The 16318-nt window shown below is 59.3% G+C and carries 28 protein-coding genes; all 28 read left to right on the plus strand.

Annotation, left to right across the window (positions count from 1 at the left end; genetic code table 11):
- The first annotated feature begins 3 nt into the window (after nucleotides 1-3).
- The 28 genes from rpsG (at nucleotide 4) to rpsK (ending at nucleotide 16257) form a co-directional block, all read left to right on the plus strand.
- The gene (gene rpsG / locus ELX51_RS07315; RefSeq protein WP_127752902.1) at nucleotides 4-474 is read left to right on the plus strand and encodes a 30S ribosomal protein S7; all 471 of its coding nucleotides are present in this window, start codon (nucleotides 4-6) and stop codon (nucleotides 472-474) included.
- Between the two features lie 12 nt (nucleotides 475-486).
- Nucleotides 487-2577: an elongation factor G gene (fusA, locus tag ELX51_RS07320; protein WP_127752903.1), complete on the plus strand. Its 2091-nt coding sequence runs from the start codon at nucleotides 487-489 to the stop codon at nucleotides 2575-2577.
- 53 nt (nucleotides 2578-2630) lie between these two features.
- The gene (tuf, locus tag ELX51_RS07325; protein WP_127752904.1) at nucleotides 2631-3821 is read left to right on the plus strand and encodes an elongation factor Tu; all 1191 of its coding nucleotides are present in this window, start codon (nucleotides 2631-2633) and stop codon (nucleotides 3819-3821) included.
- Nucleotides 3822-3888: 67 nt separating this feature from the next.
- Entirely contained in the window at nucleotides 3889-4197 is a 309-nt protein-coding gene (gene rpsJ / locus ELX51_RS07330) for a 30S ribosomal protein S10 (protein WP_072338649.1), read from the plus strand.
- 87 nt (nucleotides 4198-4284) lie between these two features.
- On the plus strand, nucleotides 4285-4986 hold the full coding sequence (rplC, locus tag ELX51_RS07335) for a 50S ribosomal protein L3 (protein ID WP_127755207.1): 702 nt from the start codon (nucleotides 4285-4287) through the stop codon (nucleotides 4984-4986).
- The gene (gene rplD / locus ELX51_RS07340; protein WP_127752905.1) at nucleotides 4987-5607 is read left to right on the plus strand and encodes a 50S ribosomal protein L4; all 621 of its coding nucleotides are present in this window, start codon (nucleotides 4987-4989) and stop codon (nucleotides 5605-5607) included.
- Entirely contained in the window at nucleotides 5604-5897 is a 294-nt protein-coding gene (locus ELX51_RS07345) for a 50S ribosomal protein L23 (RefSeq protein WP_127752906.1), read from the plus strand. The genes rplD and ELX51_RS07345 overlap by 4 nt, the downstream gene beginning before the upstream one ends.
- A 15-nt stretch (nucleotides 5898-5912) precedes the next feature.
- The gene (gene rplB, locus ELX51_RS07350) at nucleotides 5913-6752 is read left to right on the plus strand and encodes a 50S ribosomal protein L2 (protein WP_127752907.1); all 840 of its coding nucleotides are present in this window, start codon (nucleotides 5913-5915) and stop codon (nucleotides 6750-6752) included.
- A 3-nt stretch (nucleotides 6753-6755) separates the two neighbouring features.
- Nucleotides 6756-7034 carry a 30S ribosomal protein S19 gene (rpsS, locus tag ELX51_RS07355; RefSeq protein WP_126151783.1) on the plus strand — a complete coding sequence of 93 codons (279 nt, stop codon included), beginning with the start codon at nucleotides 6756-6758 and terminating at the stop codon, nucleotides 7032-7034.
- A gap of 1 nt (nucleotide 7035) precedes the next feature.
- On the plus strand, nucleotides 7036-7416 hold the full coding sequence (rplV, locus tag ELX51_RS07360; RefSeq protein WP_127752908.1) for a 50S ribosomal protein L22: 381 nt from the start codon (nucleotides 7036-7038) through the stop codon (nucleotides 7414-7416).
- Nucleotides 7416-8165 (plus strand): 30S ribosomal protein S3, encoded by a 750-nt coding sequence (gene rpsC, locus ELX51_RS07365; protein ID WP_127752909.1) that lies wholly within the window; start codon nucleotides 7416-7418, stop codon nucleotides 8163-8165. Before rplV ends, rpsC begins: the two co-directional genes overlap by 1 nt.
- A gap of 15 nt (nucleotides 8166-8180) precedes the next feature.
- Entirely contained in the window at nucleotides 8181-8594 is a 414-nt protein-coding gene (rplP, locus tag ELX51_RS07370) for a 50S ribosomal protein L16 (protein ID WP_108459097.1), read from the plus strand.
- 11 nt (nucleotides 8595-8605) lie between these two features.
- A complete protein-coding gene (rpmC, locus tag ELX51_RS07375; protein ID WP_046172875.1) occupies nucleotides 8606-8800 on the plus strand; it encodes a 50S ribosomal protein L29 in 195 nt (64 codons plus the stop codon).
- A 12-nt stretch (nucleotides 8801-8812) separates the two neighbouring features.
- Entirely contained in the window at nucleotides 8813-9067 is a 255-nt protein-coding gene (rpsQ, locus tag ELX51_RS07380; RefSeq protein WP_127752910.1) for a 30S ribosomal protein S17, read from the plus strand.
- On the plus strand, nucleotides 9064-9432 hold the full coding sequence (gene rplN / locus ELX51_RS07385; RefSeq protein WP_046138380.1) for a 50S ribosomal protein L14: 369 nt from the start codon (nucleotides 9064-9066) through the stop codon (nucleotides 9430-9432). Before rpsQ ends, rplN begins: the two co-directional genes overlap by 4 nt.
- A complete protein-coding gene (gene rplX, locus ELX51_RS07390) occupies nucleotides 9432-9743 on the plus strand; it encodes a 50S ribosomal protein L24 (protein ID WP_127752911.1) in 312 nt (103 codons plus the stop codon). The genes rplN and rplX overlap by 1 nt, the downstream gene beginning before the upstream one ends.
- A complete protein-coding gene (gene rplE / locus ELX51_RS07395) occupies nucleotides 9736-10293 on the plus strand; it encodes a 50S ribosomal protein L5 (RefSeq protein ID WP_127752912.1) in 558 nt (185 codons plus the stop codon). Before rplX ends, rplE begins: the two co-directional genes overlap by 8 nt.
- A 29-nt stretch (nucleotides 10294-10322) precedes the next feature.
- Nucleotides 10323-10628, plus strand: a complete 306-nt coding sequence (gene rpsN, locus ELX51_RS07400) for a 30S ribosomal protein S14 (RefSeq protein WP_127752913.1) — start codon at nucleotides 10323-10325, stop codon at nucleotides 10626-10628.
- 12 nt (nucleotides 10629-10640) lie between these two features.
- On the plus strand, nucleotides 10641-11039 hold the full coding sequence (gene rpsH, locus ELX51_RS07405; protein WP_127752914.1) for a 30S ribosomal protein S8: 399 nt from the start codon (nucleotides 10641-10643) through the stop codon (nucleotides 11037-11039).
- Between the two features lie 53 nt (nucleotides 11040-11092).
- Entirely contained in the window at nucleotides 11093-11626 is a 534-nt protein-coding gene (gene rplF / locus ELX51_RS07410) for a 50S ribosomal protein L6 (protein WP_127752915.1), read from the plus strand.
- Between the two features lie 12 nt (nucleotides 11627-11638).
- Nucleotides 11639-12001: a 50S ribosomal protein L18 gene (gene rplR / locus ELX51_RS07415; RefSeq protein ID WP_127752916.1), complete on the plus strand. Its 363-nt coding sequence runs from the start codon at nucleotides 11639-11641 to the stop codon at nucleotides 11999-12001.
- Nucleotides 12002-12022: 21 nt separating this feature from the next.
- On the plus strand, nucleotides 12023-12556 hold the full coding sequence (gene rpsE, locus ELX51_RS07420; protein ID WP_127752917.1) for a 30S ribosomal protein S5: 534 nt from the start codon (nucleotides 12023-12025) through the stop codon (nucleotides 12554-12556).
- A 26-nt stretch (nucleotides 12557-12582) separates the two neighbouring features.
- Nucleotides 12583-12771, plus strand: coding sequence for a 50S ribosomal protein L30 (gene rpmD / locus ELX51_RS07425; RefSeq protein ID WP_127752918.1), 189 nt, complete (start codon nucleotides 12583-12585; stop codon nucleotides 12769-12771).
- Nucleotides 12772-12786: 15 nt separating this feature from the next.
- Nucleotides 12787-13284, plus strand: coding sequence for a 50S ribosomal protein L15 (rplO, locus tag ELX51_RS07430; protein ID WP_127752919.1), 498 nt, complete (start codon nucleotides 12787-12789; stop codon nucleotides 13282-13284).
- Between the two features lie 48 nt (nucleotides 13285-13332).
- Nucleotides 13333-14670, plus strand: a complete 1338-nt coding sequence (secY, locus tag ELX51_RS07435) for a preprotein translocase subunit SecY (RefSeq protein ID WP_127752920.1) — start codon at nucleotides 13333-13335, stop codon at nucleotides 14668-14670.
- Nucleotides 14667-15236: an adenylate kinase gene (locus tag ELX51_RS07440; protein ID WP_127752921.1), complete on the plus strand. Its 570-nt coding sequence runs from the start codon at nucleotides 14667-14669 to the stop codon at nucleotides 15234-15236. The genes secY and ELX51_RS07440 overlap by 4 nt, the downstream gene beginning before the upstream one ends.
- Before the next feature lie 177 nt (nucleotides 15237-15413).
- On the plus strand, nucleotides 15414-15782 hold the full coding sequence (gene rpsM, locus ELX51_RS07445) for a 30S ribosomal protein S13 (protein WP_108398542.1): 369 nt from the start codon (nucleotides 15414-15416) through the stop codon (nucleotides 15780-15782).
- An 82-nt stretch (nucleotides 15783-15864) separates the two neighbouring features.
- Nucleotides 15865-16257 (plus strand): 30S ribosomal protein S11, encoded by a 393-nt coding sequence (gene rpsK / locus ELX51_RS07450; RefSeq protein WP_127752922.1) that lies wholly within the window; start codon nucleotides 15865-15867, stop codon nucleotides 16255-16257.
- The last annotated feature ends 61 nt before the right edge of the window (nucleotides 16258-16318 follow it).

The following is a 16318-nucleotide window of genomic DNA, read 5'->3' on the forward strand; positions in this document are numbered from 1 at the left end:
GTCATGTCCCGTCGCCACCGCGCAGAAAAGCGTGACGTTATCCCTGATCCCAAGTTCGGTGATCTCGTCGTAACCAAGTTCATGAACTCCCTGATGAAGGACGGCAAGAAGTCCGCTGCCGAGTCCATCGTTTATGGTGCGTTCGATATCGTCGAAGCCAAGATCAAGCAGGACCCGATCACGGTGTTCCATACCGCGCTCGACAACATCCGTCCGGCTGTGGAAGTTCGTTCGCGCCGTGTTGGCGGTGCAACCTACCAGGTTCCCGTCGAGGTCCGTGCCGACCGTCAGCAGGCTCTTGCCATTCGCTGGCTGATCGACTCGGCCCGCAAGCGCGGTGAGAACACCATGCGTGAGCGCCTTTCTGGCGAGCTCATGGATGCTGTGAACGGGCGTGGTCAGGCCGTCAAGAAACGCGAAGATACGCACCGTATGGCTGACGCCAACCGTGCCTTCTCGCACTACCGCTGGTAGTAGGAGCGCCCTATGGCACGCGAATATCCAATTCCGCTCTATCGTAACTTCGGCATCATGGCGCACATCGATGCTGGCAAGACGACTACGACTGAGCGCATTCTGTACTACACCGGTAAGTCCCATAAGATCGGCGAAGTCCACGACGGCGCCGCGACCATGGACTGGATGGAGCAGGAGCAGGAACGCGGCATCACGATCACGTCTGCTGCCACGACCACGTTCTGGAAAGACCGCAACGGTACCCAGCACCGCTTCAACATCATCGACACCCCCGGCCACGTTGACTTCACCATTGAAGTTGAGCGTTCGTTGCGTGTGCTCGACGGTGCCGTTGCCCTGCTGGACGCCAATGCTGGTGTTGAGCCACAGACCGAGACCGTTTGGCGTCAGGCCGACAAGTACCGGGTTCCCCGTCTGATCTTCGTGAACAAGATGGACAAGATCGGCGCCGATTTTTATCGCTGCGTCGAGATGGTCGGTTCGCGTCTTGGTGCCAAGGGCGTTCCGGTTCAGCTGCCGATCGGCGCTGAGAATGAGTTCAAGGGCGTTGTCGACCTGATCGAGATGAACGCTCTGGTCTGGCGCAACGAAGAGCTCGGGGCCCAGTGGGACGTTGTTGAGATCCCCGAAGATCTCAAGGACAAAGCCGAGAAGTATCGCGAAGCGCTGATCGAAGCCGCGGTTGAACTCGACGACGACGCCATGGAAGCGTACCTGAACGGCGAAGTGCCGAACAACGATACGATCCGCCGGCTGCTTCGTCGCGGTGTTATCGACGCCAAGTTCTTCCTGATCTTTGCGGGCTCCGCCTTCAAGAACAAGGGCGTGCAGCCTTTGCTGGACGGCGTGATCGACTACTTGCCGTCGCCTGCTGACGTTCCGGCCATCCAGGGTATCGATGCCCGTACGGAAGCGCCGATCGAGCGTCACGCCGACGACAATGAGCCGCTGTCGATGCTGGCCTTCAAGATTGCCAACGATCCGCACATGGGTTCGTTGACCTTCTGCCGCATCTACTCGGGTCACATCGAGCAGGGCGCAATGCTGGAAAACACGGTCAAGGAAAAGCGCGAACGCGTCGGCCGTATGTTCCAGATGCACGCCAACAGCCGCGAGCAGATCACCGAAGCCTTCGCTGGCGACATCGTCGCTATCGTTGGCCTCAAGGACACGACCACGGGCGATACGCTTTGCGCGCAGAATGCTCCGGTTATCCTTGAACGCATGATCTTCCCCGAGCCGGTTATCGATATCTCGGTTGAACCGAAGTCGAAGGCCGACCAGGAAAAGATGGGTCTTGCGCTCAATCGTCTTGCTGCAGAAGATCCGTCGTTCCGCGTCAAGACCGACGAAGAATCGGGTCAGACCATTATCTCGGGCATGGGCGAGTTGCACCTCGACATTCTCGTTGATCGCATGCGTCGCGAGTTCAAGGTGGAAGCCAATATCGGTCAGCCGCAGGTGGCTTATCGTGAGACCATCACCCGCAAGGCCGATGTGGACTATACCCACAAGAAGCAGTCGGGTGGTTCGGGCCAGTTCGCTCGTGTCAAGCTGACGGTTGAGCCAGGTGAAGTCGGCAAGGGTCTTGAGTTCGTCAACGCCGTTGTTGGTGGCTCGGTGCCCAAGGAATATATCCCGGGCGTCGAAAAGGGCGTGAAGTCGGTGATGGCTGCCGGTCCGTTGATCGGGTTCCCGATCGTGGACGTCAAGGTGACGCTGACCGAAGGCGCCTACCACGATGTTGACTCCTCGGTGCTGGCATTCGAAATCGCCGGTCGTGCTGGTTTCAACGAAGGTCTTCGTAAAGCGGCTCCAAAAATCCTGGAGCCCATCATGAAGGTTGAAGTTGTCACGCCGGAAGATTACATGGGCGACGTCATCGGCGACCTGAACTCCCGTCGGGGCCAAATTCATGGAACCGAGAGTCGTGGTGTCCTTCAGGTGGTGAATGCCTATGTGCCGCTCGCGAACATGTTCGGCTATGTGAACTCGCTGCGCTCCATGAGCCAGGGTCGTGCACAATATACGATGACGTTCGACCACTACGAGCAAGTGCCACAGGCAGTCGCTGACGAAGTCCAGGCCAAGTACGCCTAAACAAGAAACTGAAACTAGGTTGGCCGCAGGGCTAACCGATACGGAGAGAAGCAATGGGCAAGGAAAAGTTTTCCCGCAATAAGCCTCACTGCAACATCGGCACCATCGGTCACGTTGACCATGGCAAGACCTCGCTGACCGCAGCCATCACCAAGGTTCTGGCCGAAACCGGTGGCGCGACCTTCAAGGCGTACGACCAGATCGACGCGGCGCCCGAAGAAAAGGCCCGTGGCATCACCATCAACACCGCTCACGTTGAGTATGAGACTGCCAATCGGCACTACGCTCACGTGGACTGCCCCGGCCACGCCGACTATGTGAAGAACATGATCACCGGCGCAGCCCAGATGGACGGCGCGATCCTGGTCGTGTCGGCTGCTGACGGCCCAATGCCCCAGACTCGCGAGCACATCTTGCTGGCCCGTCAGGTTGGCGTGCCTGCTCTCGTGGTGTTCCTGAACAAGTGCGACATGGTCGACGATCCGGAACTGCTTGAGCTGGTTGAGCTGGAAGTCCGCGAGCTCCTGAGCTCGTACGAATTCCCCGGCGATGATATCCCGATCACCAAGGGTTCGGCCTTGGCCGCTCTCGAGGACTCGGACAAGGCTCTTGGTCACGACGCCGTTCTGGCGCTGATGAAGACCGTTGACGAGTACATCCCGCAGCCAGAGCGTCCTGTTGACCAGCCGTTCCTGATGCCGATCGAAGACGTGTTCTCGATCTCGGGTCGTGGTACTGTGGTGACCGGTCGCGTTGAACGCGGCATCGTCAAGGTTGGCGAAGAAGTCGAAATCGTCGGCATCAAGGCAACCCAGAAGACCACCGTTACGGGTGTCGAAATGTTCCGCAAGCTGCTCGACTCGGGCCAGGCTGGCGACAACATCGGCGCGCTGATCCGTGGTATCGACCGCACCCAGGTGGAGCGTGGTCAGGTTCTGTGCAAGCCCGGTTCCGTGACCCCACACACCGACTTCGTTGCTGAGGCCTATATCCTCACCAAGGAAGAAGGCGGCCGTCACACCCCGTTCTTCGGTAACTACCGTCCGCAGTTCTACTTCCGGACCACCGACGTGACCGGTATCGTGACCCTGCCGGAAGGCACGGAAATGGTTATGCCTGGTGACAACATCAACATGAACGTTCAGCTGATCGTTCCGATCGCAATGGAAGAGAAGCTCCGCTTCGCTATCCGTGAAGGTGGCCGCACCGTCGGCGCCGGCGTGGTCGCCAAGATCCTTAAGTAAGAGCGACTGTTTATTCGCGGCGCGCGGATTGACGCGCGCCGCGTCCATTTCTGTCAGGATTCACAAGATGAACGGTCAAAATATTCGCATCAGGCTCAAGGCCTTTGACCATCGTGTGCTCGATAGCTCGACCCGCGAGATCGTCAATACGGCCAAGCGTACGGGCGCGCAGGTACGCGGCCCAATTCCGCTGCCGACGCGGATCGAGAAGTTCACCGTCAACCGCTCGCCGCACATCGACAAGAAGTCGCGCGAGCAGTTCGAGATCCGGACCCACAAGCGTCTTCTCGACATCGTGGATCCGACTCCCCAGACGGTTGATGCACTGATGAAGCTCGACCTCGCCGCCGGTGTGGACGTCGAAATCAAGCTCTAAGTGACATAATTTTCGCGCTTGCCGCCAACAGGGTCCTCTTGGGAAACAATGACCCGGCACAGCGCCAGTTTGAAAAGGTTTAAACCGATGCGTTCTGGATTGATCGCACAGAAGCTGGGCATGACCCGCATTTTCACCGATGACGGCGCGCATGTGCCGGTCACGGTGCTTGAGCTGCAGAACTGCCAGGTGGTAGGTCAGCGGACTGCGGAAAAAGACGGCTATGTGGCGTTGCAGCTCGGTGCTGGGCAGGCGAAAGCCAAGAATACGACCAAGGCAGAACGCGGCCAGTTCGCCGTCGCCAAGGTCGAGCCAAAGCGCCACGTCGCTGAGTTCCGCGTTGATGAGGCCAACCTCATCGAGGTCGGCGCGCAGCTGCAGGCTGACCACTTCGTCGAAGGCCAGCTGGTGGATGTCACCGGCACCTCGATTGGTAAGGGTTTTGCCGGCGGTATGAAGCGCTGGAACTTTGGTGGTCTGCGCGCGACCCACGGTGTGTCTGTGTCGCACCGTTCGATCGGTTCGACCGGTGGCCGTCAGGACCCGGGCAAGACCTTCAAGAACAAGAAGATGCCGGGCCATATGGGCGATCGTCGCATCACCACGCAGAACCTCAAGGTCGTCAAGACCGATGTCGAGCGCGGTTTGATCATGATCCAGGGTTCGGTCCCAGGTGCCAAGGGCGCTTGGATCATGATCAAGGACGCCGTCAAGAAGCCCGCTCCCAAGGATGCGGCTTTCCCCGGTTCGTTCAAGCCCGCCGCTGATGTTGCGGGGGAGGCAGTATAAATGGAACTCCAGGTAACCACTCTTGATGGCCAGTCGAACGGCAGCGTTACGCTTGCTGACGACGTGTTCGGCCTCGAAGTGCGGCAGGACATCCTGCACCGCATGGTTCGCTACCAGCAGCTCAAGGCCATGTCCGGCACGCACGATGTCAAGCATCGTTCGGAAGGCGTGCGCACGGGCAAGAAGTTTGTGAAGCAGAAGGGTTCGGGCGGCGCCCGTCACGGCGATCGCAAGGCTCCCCAGTTCCGTGGTGGTGGCCGTGCATTCGGTCCGACCCCGCGCAGCCATGCGATCGATCTTCCCAAGAAGGTCCGCGCCCTGGCACTCAAGCATGCTTTGTCGGCCAAGGCTAAGGCAGGCGATCTGATCGTCCTGGATAGCGTTGCGACTGCTGCTCCCAAGACTGCGGCGCTTCGCACCGTGTTCGGCAACTTGGCCTGGTCCAATGCGCTGATCATCGATGGTGCGGCTGTGGACCAGAACTTCGCTCTGGCCGCCCGCAACATTCCGCACATCGACGTGCTGCCGGTGCAGGGGATCAACGTTGTTTCGATCCTCAAGCGTGAAAAGCTCGTCCTGACCAAGGCAGCGCTCGAAGCGCTGGAAGCGAGGTTCGCATGAACAAGCTTAGCGCTTACGACATCGTCCGCAATCCAGTGGTGACTGAAAAGTCGACCATGGCTTCGGAAAACAACCAGGTTGTTTTCGATGTGGCAATCGATGCCAGCAAGACCGAGATCAAGGCCGCCGTCGAGCAGCTCTTCCAGGTCAAGGTGAAGGCAGTTAACACCCTCGTCCGCAAGGGCAAGGTGAAGCGTTTCCGCGGCAAGATCGGCGTTCGTAACGACGTCAAGAAGGCCATCGTGACCCTCGTCGACGGCCAGTCGATCGATATTTCGACCGGCCTCTAAGGGACAGAGACAAAAATGGCTCTAAAAACTTACAATCCCACCTCCGAAGGCCGTCGTCAGCTGATCACGACCGATCGTTCGGAACTCTGGAAGGGCGCTCCGGTCAAGACCTTGACCGAGGGTTTGTCCAAAAAGGGCGGCCGCAACAACCGTGGACGCATCACTGCGTTCCACCGTGGCGGCGGTCACAAGCGGACCTATCGTCTGGTTGACTTCAAGCGCGTCAAGTTCGACTCGGTCGGCACTGTCGAGCGGCTGGAATATGATCCCAACCGTACCGCCTGGATCGCCCTGGTGATCTACGAAGACGGCGAGAAGGCTTACATCATTGCGCCGCAGCGTTTGTCGGCTGGTGACAAGGTCATCTCTTCGATGAACGGCGCCGACGTGAAGCCCGGCAATGCAATGCCGCTCGAGCGTATGCCCGTTGGCACGATCGTGCACAACATTGAGCTTAAGCCCCGCAAGGGCGGTCAGGTCGCTCGCTCGGCTGGTGCTTATGCCCAGTATGTTGGTCGCGACCAGGGTTGGGCGATCCTGCGCCTGAACTCGGGTGAACAGCGCCGCGTGCATGGCACTTGCCTTGCAACCGTTGGCGCGGTTTCCAACCAGGACCACTCCAACACCTCGCTCGGCAAGGCCGGCCGGTCGCGTTGGCTGGGTCGCAAGCCCGTCACCCGCGGCGTGGCCATGAACCCGATCGATCACCCGCATGGTGGTGGTGAAGGCCGTACCTCTGGTGGCCGTCACCCGGTTACGCCTTGGGGCAAGCCGACCAAGGGCAAGAAGACTCGCAGCAACAAGGCAACGGACAAGTTCATCGTTCGTAGCCGCCACGTGAAGAAGGGCAGGTAAAACATGACCCGTTCGATTTGGAAGGGGCCGTTTGTTGACGGCTATCTGCTCAAGAAGGCCGAGAAGGCCCAGTCGTCAGGCCGCAGCGATGTGGTCAAGATCTGGAGCCGCCGCTCGACCATTCTGCCGCAGTTTGTCGGCATCACCTTCGGCGTCCACAACGGCCAGAAGCATGTTCCGGTGAACGTCACTGAAGACATGATCGGCCACAAGTTCGGCGAATTCGCTCCTACCCGTACCTATTACGGGCATGCGGCCGACAAGAAGGCCAAGAGGAAGTAAGATGGGCAAGCCAAAAACCCAGCGTTCGCTCAAGGACAACGAGGCCAAGGCTGTGCTGCGCATGCTGCGCATCAGCCCGCAGAAGCTCAACCTTCTGGCCCAGCTGATCCGTGGCAAGAAGGTCGAGAAGGCTCTGGCCGAACTCGAGTTCTCGCACAAGCGCATTTCCGGCCAGGTCAAGAAGGTGCTCGAGAGCGCCATCGCGAACGCCGAGAACAATCACGGCCTCGATACCGACGCGCTCGTCGTCGCCGAAGCCTATGTCGGCAACTCGCTTGTCATGAAGCGTTTCACGGCTCGCGGCCGTGGCCGGTCGTCGCGGATCGAGAAGCCTTTCGCGCATCTGACGATCATCGTCCGGCAAGTTGAGGAGGCCGCATAATGGGCCAGAAGATCAATCCAATCGGCTTCCGCCTGGGCATCAACCGCACTTGGGACAGCCGCTGGTTCGCCAACAAGGGCGAATACGGTTCGCTGCTGCAGGAAGACCTCAAGATCCGCGAGACTCTGCTCGAGGATCTCAAGGCCGCTGCCGTGTCCAAGATCGTCATCGAGCGTCCGCACCGTAAGTGCCGCGTGTCGATCCACACCGCCCGTCCGGGCATCGTGATCGGCAAGAAGGGCGCGGACATCGACAAGATCCGCGCCAAGGTCAAGAAGTACACCGACAGCGAAGTGCACATCAACATCGTTGAAGTGCGCAAGCCGGAAACCGATGCGACCCTCGTTGCCCAAGGCATTGCCCAGCAGCTGGAACGTCGTGTTGCCTTCCGCCGCGCCATGAAGCGTGCTGTGCAGACCGCAATCCGCATGGGCGCTGGTGGCATCCGCGTGAATGTCGGTGGTCGCCTTGGTGGCGCTGACATCGCTCGTACCGAATGGTACCGGGAAGGTCGCGTTCCGCTGCACACCCTGCGTGCTGATATCGACTACGGCACTGCCGAAGCCGAAACCACGTATGGCATCATCGGTATCAAGGTCTGGATCTTCAAGGGTGAAGTTCTTGAGCACGATCCCACTGCCCATGAGCGTCGCGCGACTGAAGGCAACGATGCCGGTGGTCAGCGTAGCGAACGCAGCGAGCGTGGTCCGCGGCCTGATCGCGGTGACCGCGATCGTGAACGCGCATAAGAAGGTTAGTTCATTATGCTGCAACCAAAAAAGACTAAGTTCCGCAAGGCGCACAAGGGCCGTATCCACGGCGTCGCCAAGGGCGGCACCGAGCTTGCCTTCGGCCAGTATGCCCTCAAGGCAACTGAGCCAGAGCGGGTCACCGCTCGCCAGATTGAAGCTGCTCGTCGCGCCATTACCCGCGAGATGAAGCGCCAGGGTCGTGTCTGGATCCGTATCTTCCCAGATGTGCCGGTTTCCAAGAAGCCGACTGAAGTGCGTATGGGTAAGGGCAAGGGTTCGGTTGAATTCTGGGCTGCTCGTGTTAAACCGGGCCGCATTGTATTCGAGATCGACGGCGTCCCCGAGGACGTTGCCAAGGAAGCGCTGCGCCTTGGCGCAATGAAGCTTCCGATCATGACGCGGGTTGTTACCCGCATTGCCGACTAAGGACTGCGAGCATGAAAGCCAGTGATGTGCGGAGCAAGACCGCAGACGAACTGAAGGATCAGCTCGTCGACCTCAAGAAAGAACAGTTCAACCTGCGTTTCCAGCGTGCTACCCAGCAGCTGGAAAAGCCGGCCCAGGTAAAGTCCGTCCGCCGCGACATCGCGCGGATCAAGACGATCCTCGGCGAAAAGAACGCAGCGAAGTAAGGAGCCGCGACCATGCCAAAGCGCGTTTTGCAGGGGACTGTGGTCTCCGACGCCAATGAGAAGACGGTCGTGGTGCGCGTTGAGCGCCGCTTCACGCATCCCGTGATGAAGAAGACGGTTCGCCGGTCCAAGAAGTATCACGCCCATGACGAGGCCAATCTGGCCAAGGTCGGGCAGATCGTTTGGATCGAAGAGTGTGCGCCGATTTCCAAGAACAAGCGCTGGACGCTGGTTCAGGACGCGGCTCAGGAAGGTGCTACGCCATGATCCAGATGCAGTCCAATCTCGATGTCGCCGACAACTCCGGCGCCAAGCGGGTCATGTGCATCAAGGTACTCGGCGGTTCGCACCGCAAGTACGCTTCGGTCGGCGACATCATCGTCGTCTCCGTCAAGGATGCCATTCCACGTGGCCGTGTCAAGAAGGGCCAGGTCATGAAGGCCGTGGTCGTTCGCACGGCGTTCGACATCCGTCGTCCCGATGGCACCGTAATCCGCTTCGACAAGAATGCCGCGGTTCTGATCAACAATCAGAAAGAGCCAATCGGCACTCGTATCTTCGGACCAGTTCCGCGCGAGCTTCGCGCCAAGAACCACATGAAGATCATTTCGCTCGCGCCAGAGGTGCTGTAATGGCTGCCAAGATTAAAAAGGGCGACAAGGTCGTCGTCCTGGCCGGCAAGGACAAGGGCAAGACCGGGCAGGTCCTGCAGGTCATCCCGACCGAAACCAAGGCGCTGGTCCAGGGTATCAACCTGGTTCGTCGCCACACTAAGCAGACCGCGTCGACCGATGCAGGGATATTCACCAAGGAAGCCCCGATCCATTTGTCGAACATCGCGCTCGCCGACAAGGATGGCAAGCCCACCCGCGTCGGTTTCCAGATCAACGACGGCGTCAAGACGCGCGTTGCCAAGTCGACCGGAGATGTGATCGATGGCTGAGACCGCTTACATTCCGCGGCTTCGTACCGAGTATGAAGAAAATATCCGCAAGGTTCTTCAGGAGCAGTTCTCCTACAAGAACGTCATGGAAATGCCCAAGCTCGACAAGATCGTGCTGAATATGGGCGTTGGCGAAGCCGTCAACGACACCAAGAAGGTCAAGAGCGCTGCGGGCGATCTGGAAAAGATTGCCGGCCAGAAGCCCGTGATCACCCATGCTCGCAAGTCGATCGCCGGCTTCAAGGTGCGCGAAGACATGCCGCTGGGCGTCAAGGTCACGCTGCGCAAGACGCGCATGTATGAATTCCTTGACCGTCTGGTCAACATTGCGCTGCCCCGCGTGCGAGATTTCCGCGGCCTCAATCCGAATTCATTTGACGGCCGTGGCAACTACGCTATGGGCATCAAGGAACATATCATCTTCCCGGAAATCAACTACGATCAGGTTGACCAGGTCTGGGGCATGGACATCGTCATTGCGACGACGGCCAAGAGCGATGATGAGGCGCGCGCGCTTCTCAAGGCATTCAACTTCCCGTTCCGCCAGTAAGCGGGCAGGGGAAGGATAAGGAACAGGACATGGCCAAGACCAGCTCCATTGAAAAGAACAAGAAGCGCGTTGCGCTCGCCAAGCAGTATGCCGGCAAGCGCGCAGCTCTCAAGGCGCAGACCAAGGATCAGTCGATCCCCATCGATCAGCGTTTCGCCGCCCAGCTCAAGCTGGCCGAACTGCCTCGCAATTCCGCCAAGGTGCGGGTGCGTAACCGTTGCGAAGTGTCGGGTCGTCCACGTGCTTACTACCGTAAGCTCAAGATGAGCCGTATTGCACTGCGTGAGCTTGGCAACATGGGCATGATTCCCGGCCTCGTGAAGTCGAGCTGGTAAGGAGAATCTGAGATGAGCTTTTCCGATCCCATCGGCGATATGCTGACCCGCATCCGCAATGCCCAGTTGCGCCGCAAGACTTCCGTGTCCACGCCGGCTTCCACGCTGCGTGGCCGCGTCCTGGACGTGCTTCAGTCCGAAGGCTTCATCCGCGGCTATTCGGAAACCAAGTTCGAGAACGGCGCTGCCGAATACGAAATCGAACTGAAGTATGCCGAAAACGACCCCGTGATTCGCACCATCGAGCGCGTTTCGCGTCCGGGCCGTCGCGTTTATGCGTCGGTCAAGAATATCCCCCAGGTTGCGAATGGCCTGGGTGTGTCGATCCTCTCCACCCCCAAGGGTGTGATGGCCGACCACGAAGCCAAGGCCGCCAATGTCGGTGGCGAGGTACTCTGCCGCGTGTTCTAGGGCTTGTGCCCTGGATCCACGGTAAGACGATTACTCAAGGATTGAACTGAAAAATGTCACGTACTGGCAAGAAACCGGTTGCACCGGTGAGTGGCGTTACGGTGACCGTCAATGGTCGCACCGTAACCGCCAAGGGGCCCAAGGGCGAGCTGAGCCTGCCCCTCATGGAAGTTGTCAATGTTGAGCAGGGCGACGACGGCATCACCGTTGTTCCGGCCAACGACACCCGTGAGGCGCGCGCTGCCTGGGGCACCACCCGTGCACTGATCCAGAACATGGTCACCGGTGTCAGCACGGGCTTTGAAAAGCGGCTGGCGATCCAGGGTGTTGGTTATCGCGCTGCTATGCAGGGCAAGGATATCAAGCTTTCGCTTGGGTTCAGCCACGAAGTGATCTACCAAGCCCCTGCGGGCATCACGCTTGCTGTCCCTGCACCGACCGAGATCATCGTGACCGGTACGGACAAGCAGCAGGTTGGCCAGGTTGCGGCCAATATCCGCGAGTGGCGTGCTCCAGAGCCCTACAAGGGCAAGGGCGTGCGGTACCTGGGCGAACAGGTCTTCCGCAAAGAAGGCAAGAAGAAGTAAGGAGCGCCAGCTATGGCTATTAGTGCAAAAGGTGCGGAGCGCCGCAAGGCCCGTGTCCGCAAGGCGCTCAAGGCTCGTGCCTTCGGTCGTCCGCGTCTGTCGGTTTTCCGTTCGGACAAGAATATCTACGCTCAGATCATCGATGACACGACGGGTCGCACCCTTGCGGCCGCTTCGACGCTCGACAAGGACATCAAGTCCAGTGTTGCCAATGGCAGCACCGCTGAGGCTGCAGCAGCGATCGGCAAGCTGATTGCCGAGCGCGGCACCCAGGCTGGCGTCGCTGAAGTCGTCTTCGACCGTGGGTCGTACATCTATCACGGCCGTGTAAAGGCCCTTGCAGAGGCAGCCCGCGAGGGCGGTCTGCAGTTCTAAGACACGGCAAGGAAAAACATTATGAGCAGAGACGTTCAAGAACGCGAAAGCGAATTCGTCGATCGCCTGGTCCACATCAACCGTGTGGCTAAGGTGGTCAAGGGTGGCCGTCGCTTCGGCTTTGCAGCGCTTGTTGTTGTCGGCGACCAGAAGGGCCGCGTTGGCTTCGGTCACGGCAAGGCGCGCGAAGTTCCAGAAGCAATTCGCAAGGCAACCGAGCAGGCCAAGCGGCAGATGATCCGCGTGCCGCTGCGCGACGCTCGTACGCTGCACCACGATGTGCAGGGTCGTCACGGCGCCGGCAAGGTGATCCTGCGCGCAGCTGTTCCCGGTACCGGCATCATTGCTGGTGGTCCGATGCGCGCTGTGTTCGAAACGCTTGGCATCAACGACATCGTTGCCAAGTCGCAGGGCACTGCAAACCCATACAACATGGTGCGGGCTACCTTTGATGCGCTCAAGCGCGTTGATAGCCCTCGCTCGGTGGCCTCCCGTCGTGGCCTAAAGGTTTCCGAACTGCAGGCTCGCCGCGGCGAAGCCGCCGTCGAAGTCTGATCGCACCACCTAGTCGGAGATTAAAAATGGCTGATGGCAAAACCATTACCGTCCAGCAGATCGGATCACCGATCCGCCGTGACAAGGTGCAGCGTGCAACCCTGATCGGTCTGGGGCTGAACAAGATGAACAAGAAGCGCGAGCTGATTGATACGCCCGAAGTGCGCGGCATGATCAACAAGCTCCCGCACCTCGTCCGCGTAATCGGCGAGTAGGAAAGAAGGTCCCCCATGACCCGTTTGAACGAACTTCGTGATAATCCAGGCTCCAGCAAGACCCGTATCCGCGTAGGCCGCGGTATCGGTTCGGGCAAGGGCAAGACCGGTGGTCGCGGTGGCAAGGGCCAGACCGCACGCTCAGGCGTGGCGATCAACGGTTTTGAAGGCGGCCAGATGCCCCTTCACATGCGTATGCCAAAGCGCGGCTTCAATCCGCCGAACCCCAAGGACTGGAACCAGATCCGTATCGATCGCATCCAGAACTACATCGACAGCGGCAAGCTGGACGTGTCCGGTGTTGTCGATGCTCAGGCTCTTGTTGCTGCCGGCGTGATCCGTCGCGTCAAGGACGGCGTGCGCCTGATCGGTGCTGAGGGTTTCACCGCCTCCAAGGTCACCTTCAAGGTTGATTATGCAACCAAGGGTGCGCTTGCAGCTATTGAATCTGCAGGCGGCAAGGTCGATTTGCTCAAGGCAAAGTCGACGGCAGAGGACGCACAGGCCGAGTGATTTCACTCGGTCTTACGCGCCTGGCCTTAAAGCCATAGGGAGCGATGCATGGCGTCCGCAGCCGAGCAACTAGCTCGTAATCTTAACTTCTCGACCTTCTCGAAGGCCAAGGCCCTTCAGCAGCGCATCTGGTTCACACTGGGCGCGCTGCTCGTTTATCGGCTTGGCACTTTCATTCCCGTTCCTGGCATTGATCCGGACGCGTTCCGCGCGACCTTCGAACAGTCCCAGCAGGGCATTATTGGCATGTTCAACATGTTCGCCGGCGGTGCCGTCGAACGCATGGCGATCTTTGCCCTCAACCTGATCCCCTATATCACGGCTTCGATCGTCGTGCAGGTGATCGCCACCGCATCGCCTCGTCTTGAGGCGCTCAAGAAAGAAGGCGAAGCTGGCCGTCGCAAGATGAACCAGTACACGCGCTATCTTGCCGTGGTGTTTTGTGCCGTTCAGGCCTATGGCATCGCCGTCGGACTGGAGGGCAGCCAAGGCGTTGTGCTCAATCCAGGTTGGTTCTTCCGTATCTCGACGGTGATCACGCTGGTTGGCGGCACCATGTTCCTGATGTGGTTGGGCGAACAGATCACTGCACGCGGCGTAGGTAACGGCATTTCCTTGATCATCTTTGCCGGTATTGTCGCCAACCTGCCGACCACGATTGTTCAGACTTTCGAGCTGAGCCGGACCGGTGCCTTGCCGCCCCTGGCTGGCTTTGGCATCGTGCTGCTTTCGATTGCGGTGATTGCCTTCATCGTGTTCTTTGAACGCGCCCAGCGCCGGCTGCTGATCCAGTATCCAAAGCGCCAGGTCGGCAACAAGATGTTCCAGGGCGATACCTCGCATCTGCCGCTCAAGCTCAACACGGCAGGCGTGATCCCGGTGATCTTCGGTTCATCGCTCCTGCTGCTGCCTGCAACCATCGCGTCCTTTGCCGCTCAAGGCAACGCGCCGCAATGGCTTCAGGTGACCACGGCGCTGCTTGGTCGTGGGCAACCACTTTACCTTGCGCTCTTTGCCTTCTTCATCATCTTCTTCGCCTTCTTCTACACGGCAATCGTCTTCAACCCGCAGGAAACTGCCGACAATCTCAAGCGCTCTGGCGGCTTCATCCCGGGCATTCGTCCCGGCGAACGGACCGCTCAGTACATCGACTATGTGCTGACTCGTATCACTCTGATCGGCGCGCTTTATCTGACTGTTGTGGCGCTGATTCCCGAGTTGATCCACAACCAGCTGGCGGTGAGCCAGTTCATCGGCGGCACCTCGCTGCTGATCATGGTGACGGTGACGCTCGATACGGTTAGCCAGATCCAGAGCCATCTGATCGCGCAGCAATATGAAGGGCTGGTCAAGAAGTCTCGTCTGGGTGGGGGCAAACGTCGATGAGGTTGATCCTGTTGGGGCCGCCAGGAGCGGGCAAGGGGACACAAGCAAAAATCCTGCTGGAGACCTACGGAATTCCGCAGCTCTCCACCGGGGACATCCTGAGGTCGGCTATTGCGGCCAAGACCCCGTTGGGGCTTGAGGCCAAGGCCATTGTGGATCGTGGGGATCTAGTTTCCGACGAGATCGTTAATGGCATCGTTGCTGAACGCCTCGATGCACAGGACTGCCAGCCGGGCTTTATCCTCGACGGCTTTCCCCGCACCATTGCCCAGGCGGAAGCCTTGGGTGAGATGCTGGCGGCCAAGGGTGTCGAGCTCGACGCCGTGGTCGAGATCAAGGCCGATCCCGATGTTCTGGTCCAGCGCGTGATTAATCGCGCCAAGGAAAGTGGCGGCGCTCGCGCCGACGACAACGAGGACGTGCTGCGCAAGCGCCTTGCCGTTTACGGCGAGCAAACCGCGCCGTTGGTTGCCTATTACAGTGGCAAGGGTCTACTGCGAACTGTGGACGGCATGGCGCCGGTCACCGCAGTGACCGATGCCATCAAGGCGGCCATCGAGCACTGAAGGCAGATTTGGCAGGGCAGTTGACTCTGGCTTGTCAAGTCCTTAAAGAACCGCGTCAGTTCCATAGATTATTGGGCTGGATTCGGTTCCTCAATTGGTTGGGGGTCGAAATCCGGTCCCTTGTTGTTTAAAGGCACGGGCCGTGACGGTATCCGTGTTGAATGAAGGAGAGCAGACGTGGCTCGTATTGCTGGCGTCAATATCCCGACGAATAAGCGCGTGATCATCGCGTTGCAGTATATCCACGGGATCGGTGACAAGTTCGCCGAGGATATCTGCACCAAGGTTGGCATTCCAGCCGAGCGCCGCGTCAATGAATTGACCGACGCTGAAGTTATCCAGATCCGTGAAACCATCGACCGCGACTATGTCGTGGAAGGTGATCTGCGCCGCAATGTGGCAATGAACATCAAGCGTCTGATGGACCTGGGTAATTATCGCGGCCTGCGCCACCGTCGCGGTTTGCCGGTTCGCGGTCAGCGTACCCACACCAATGCCCGCACCCGCAAGGGTCCGGCCAAGCCGATCGCCGGCAAGAAGAAGTAAGAACCCATTTGGGGTTCTTCGATGTAGCTGCCGGGGCCGCTCCAAGGCTGACGGCAGCGTAGATATCGATCAGAGGAATTAAATGGCTAAGACTGAAACCACGCGCGTCCGCCGCAAGGAGCGCAAGAATATCACGTCGGGTGTTGCTCACGTGAATGCATCCTTCAACAACACCATGGTCACCATCGCTGACATGCAGGGCAACACGATTTCGTGGAGCTCCTCGGGTGTGATGGGCTTCAAGGGTTCTCGCAAGTCGACCCCGTACGCGGCTCAGGTCGCTGCTGAAGATGCTGCCAAGAAGGCTCAGGAACACGGCATGAAGACCCTTGAGGTTGAAGTGCGCGGTCCTGGTTCGGGTCGCGAGTCTGCGCTGCGCGCTCTCCAGGCTGCCGGTTTCAACGTCACCTCGATCCGTGACGTCACTTCGATCCCGCACAACGGCTGCCGTCCGCGCAAGCGGCGCCGCGTTTAATAGAGCAGTCAAGAGCTCCCGGCCGGGGCGGCCGGGAGTCTTATTGCGTTTGCGGCGGTGC

It is taken from the genome of Devosia sp. 1566 (assembly GCF_004005995.1).
Taxonomy (GTDB): domain Bacteria; phylum Pseudomonadota; class Alphaproteobacteria; order Rhizobiales; family Devosiaceae; genus Devosia.

Coding starts and splice junctions, on each gene's coding strand:
- rplF (WP_127752915.1), top strand. CDS start 11,093: ATGTCACGTACTGGCAAGAAACCGGTTGCACCGGTGAGTGGCGTTACG.
- rpsS (WP_126151783.1), top strand. CDS start 6,756: ATGACCCGTTCGATTTGGAAGGGGCCGTTTGTTGACGGCTATCTGCTC.
- rpsC (WP_127752909.1), top strand. CDS start 7,416: ATGGGCCAGAAGATCAATCCAATCGGCTTCCGCCTGGGCATCAACCGC.
- rplX (WP_127752911.1), top strand. CDS start 9,432: ATGGCTGCCAAGATTAAAAAGGGCGACAAGGTCGTCGTCCTGGCCGGC.
- rplV (WP_127752908.1), top strand. CDS start 7,036: ATGGGCAAGCCAAAAACCCAGCGTTCGCTCAAGGACAACGAGGCCAAG.
- rplP (WP_108459097.1), top strand. CDS start 8,181: ATGCTGCAACCAAAAAAGACTAAGTTCCGCAAGGCGCACAAGGGCCGT.
- rplO (WP_127752919.1), top strand. CDS start 12,787: ATGACCCGTTTGAACGAACTTCGTGATAATCCAGGCTCCAGCAAGACC.
- ELX51_RS07345 (WP_127752906.1), top strand. CDS start 5,604: ATGAACAAGCTTAGCGCTTACGACATCGTCCGCAATCCAGTGGTGACT.
- rplR (WP_127752916.1), top strand. CDS start 11,639: ATGGCTATTAGTGCAAAAGGTGCGGAGCGCCGCAAGGCCCGTGTCCGC.
- rpsJ (WP_072338649.1), top strand. CDS start 3,889: ATGAACGGTCAAAATATTCGCATCAGGCTCAAGGCCTTTGACCATCGT.
- fusA (WP_127752903.1), top strand. CDS start 487: ATGGCACGCGAATATCCAATTCCGCTCTATCGTAACTTCGGCATCATG.
- rpsE (WP_127752917.1), top strand. CDS start 12,023: ATGAGCAGAGACGTTCAAGAACGCGAAAGCGAATTCGTCGATCGCCTG.
- rplB (WP_127752907.1), top strand. CDS start 5,913: ATGGCTCTAAAAACTTACAATCCCACCTCCGAAGGCCGTCGTCAGCTG.
- rpsG (WP_127752902.1), top strand. CDS start 4: ATGTCCCGTCGCCACCGCGCAGAAAAGCGTGACGTTATCCCTGATCCC.
- ELX51_RS07440 (WP_127752921.1), top strand. CDS start 14,667: ATGAGGTTGATCCTGTTGGGGCCGCCAGGAGCGGGCAAGGGGACACAA.
- rpsK (WP_127752922.1), top strand. CDS start 15,865: ATGGCTAAGACTGAAACCACGCGCGTCCGCCGCAAGGAGCGCAAGAAT.
- rpsN (WP_127752913.1), top strand. CDS start 10,323: ATGGCCAAGACCAGCTCCATTGAAAAGAACAAGAAGCGCGTTGCGCTC.
- rplD (WP_127752905.1), top strand. CDS start 4,987: ATGGAACTCCAGGTAACCACTCTTGATGGCCAGTCGAACGGCAGCGTT.
- rplE (WP_127752912.1), top strand. CDS start 9,736: ATGGCTGAGACCGCTTACATTCCGCGGCTTCGTACCGAGTATGAAGAA.
- tuf (WP_127752904.1), top strand. CDS start 2,631: ATGGGCAAGGAAAAGTTTTCCCGCAATAAGCCTCACTGCAACATCGGC.
- rpsQ (WP_127752910.1), top strand. CDS start 8,813: ATGCCAAAGCGCGTTTTGCAGGGGACTGTGGTCTCCGACGCCAATGAG.
- rpsH (WP_127752914.1), top strand. CDS start 10,641: ATGAGCTTTTCCGATCCCATCGGCGATATGCTGACCCGCATCCGCAAT.
- rplN (WP_046138380.1), top strand. CDS start 9,064: ATGATCCAGATGCAGTCCAATCTCGATGTCGCCGACAACTCCGGCGCC.
- rpmC (WP_046172875.1), top strand. CDS start 8,606: ATGAAAGCCAGTGATGTGCGGAGCAAGACCGCAGACGAACTGAAGGAT.
- rpmD (WP_127752918.1), top strand. CDS start 12,583: ATGGCTGATGGCAAAACCATTACCGTCCAGCAGATCGGATCACCGATC.
- secY (WP_127752920.1), top strand. CDS start 13,333: ATGGCGTCCGCAGCCGAGCAACTAGCTCGTAATCTTAACTTCTCGACC.
- rplC (WP_127755207.1), top strand. CDS start 4,285: ATGCGTTCTGGATTGATCGCACAGAAGCTGGGCATGACCCGCATTTTC.